At 60.8% G+C, this 2,181-nt stretch carries 2 protein-coding genes; both read right to left on the bottom strand.

Annotated features, from left to right (window positions below):
* The coding region (locus tag ACETWG_04525; protein ID MFB0515856.1) for an isocitrate/isopropylmalate dehydrogenase family protein at nucleotides 1-131 on the bottom strand (131 nt) is incomplete at its 3' end.
* Nucleotides 132-175: 44 nt separating this feature from the next.
* Complete coding sequence (lysF, locus tag ACETWG_04520) at nucleotides 176-2,128, bottom strand: homoaconitase (protein MFB0515855.1); 1,953 nt, start codon at nucleotides 2,126-2,128, stop codon at nucleotides 176-178.
* Nucleotides 2,129-2,181: the final 53 nt, after the last annotated feature.

Genomic DNA, 2,181 nt, shown 5'->3' with positions numbered 1-2,181 from the left:
AACTCCCACCCGATGTCGCCAGGCACGTACTCGGCATCCAGTGCCAGCTTCTCCAGCACCATGCGGGCGCAGTCCATCACGTCGCGGCCGACGCCGTCACCCGGCAGCCAGGCGATGCGGTATTTAGGCATGTGTATTATCTCCTGGAAATGGTTAAGCGATCAGCATTCAGCCTTCAGCGATCAGCAATTCTTCCTTTCACCCAACTCTCCAATCCACCCGCGACGATGATCTCCTGTGCGGCGGCACCAACCGGACTGATGACATAATTCTTACCATTCACAGTCACTCGCGAGCGGATAAAGTCCACAGTCGCCGCCAGTCCCGTTCGCAGGGTGAGCTGCTTTGTCCCATAGCGGGCCTTGAGCTCCTCCACCAGCTCCGGCGCCTCCAGCACCAGAAAGCCGTTGTTGATGGCGTTGCGCTTATAGGTCTCGCTCAGCGACCCGGCCAGCACCAGCCGGATGCCCCGGTACTTGAGCGCGGTGGCTGCCTGCTCCCGGGAGCTGCCCGTGCCGAAGTTGAAGCCACCGACCAGGATGTCCCCATCCTTGGTCAGCTTACCGAATTCAGGATCATAGTTCTCCATCACCACTTCGGCCTGCTGCTGGGGGGTGAAATCGTCTATGTAGGTATACTTCCCGGGGAAGATACCGTCGGTGTTCAGGTTGTCCTGGTGGCAAAACACCAGTTCCCCCTCTAGTTTCTCGGGAAATCCAGGCCAGATCGAAACGCTGACCTCAGCCCCCATGCGTCTGGGATTGATTTTTACATTGCCCACCGGCTTTAGTTCTTCAGCGCTGTCCGGGGCAGCGACCTTCCCGGCCAGAGCCGAGGCCGCCACTACCGCCGGCGAGGCCAGGTAGGCCCTGGCATTCCGCGAGCCCATACGCCCCTTGAAGTTCCGGTTGGTGGCCGAAATACCCACCTCACCATCCTGCAACAATCCTGCACCCAGCCCGATACACGGCCCGCAGCCCGGCGGCAGGGGGATGGCTCCAGCGTCTAGCAGGGCCTGCCAATCACCACGCTTTTCGCTTTCGGCTTGGACTTCACTGGAGGCCGCGGCAATGTAAAATTCCACACCCTTCGCTACCTTCTTGCCGCGCACCACTCGCGCCGCACTCGCCAGATCCTCCACCCGGCTGTTGACACAGGAGACCAGATAGGCTTTGTTAATCTTTATATGCTTGCCTGCCAGCTCCACCGCACCGGTTATGGTCTTTACCTGATCGGGTCCGGAGACGTGGGGCGTCACCGTGGCCAGATCCAGCACCAGCTCCTTAGCGTAATAGGCCTCTGCGTCGGGCCGCGGAGGATCGGCTTCCAGCCGGGCAATACGGGCCTCGTTCAAGCGCGGATGATACCCATTGCCGTCAGCATCAGAAGGGACCCCTGCTAAACCCCGCCGGTTAACCACCACCGCTCGTTCCCGCAACCATTGAATGGTGATCACATCTACCGGAAAAACGGCGGCCAATGCTCCCCACTCAGTAGTCATGTTAGCGATAGTCAGGCGGTCATCGACTGTGAGGTGGGCCACGCCGTCGCCGACGATCTCGAGGGCATGGTTGAGCACTTCGTCGTTATTGAACAGGCCGCAAAGCGTGATAATGACGTCCTTGCCGGTGTTGCCTGTCAGGAGCTGCCCCTTAAGCTCCACCCGCGCCACCGGCGGCACCTGCCACCAGGTGCGGCCCGTGGCCCAGATGGCCGCGGCGTCGGTGCGCACCACCGGCGTGCCCAGACATCCGAGGCCTCCGTACATATTGCTGTGGCTGTCCGAGGCCACCACGAAACTGCCCGGCCAGGCGTAACCCTCCTCGCATATGATCTGGTGCCCGATACCCCGACCCGCCGGATAGAAGTCCACCCCCATATCACTGGCAAACGCCTCGATAGCCGCGTACTTCTTCAGATTGGCCTCGCTCCTATCCTGTACGTTATGGTCCAGCGCGAACACCGGCTGGCGGGGAATGGCTATCCGGGTGGCACCGATGGCCTTGAACTTCTTCATCACCGCGCCGGTGTTGTCGTGCGTCATGACATAGGCGGGTCGGATGGATATGAAGTCGCCGCTGTGGACTTCGTAACCCACCTCCAGGTCCACCGCGAACCGCTGGGCGATCTTCTCAACGAGGTTCTGACCACCAGTGGCGGAAAAACTGAGGCCGAAGACAG

Source organism: Candidatus Neomarinimicrobiota bacterium (genome assembly GCA_041862535.1).
Taxonomy (GTDB): domain Bacteria; phylum Fidelibacterota; class Marinisomatia; order SCGC-AAA003-L08; family TS1B11.
This window is presented reverse-complemented; position numbering and strand designations above follow the sequence as displayed.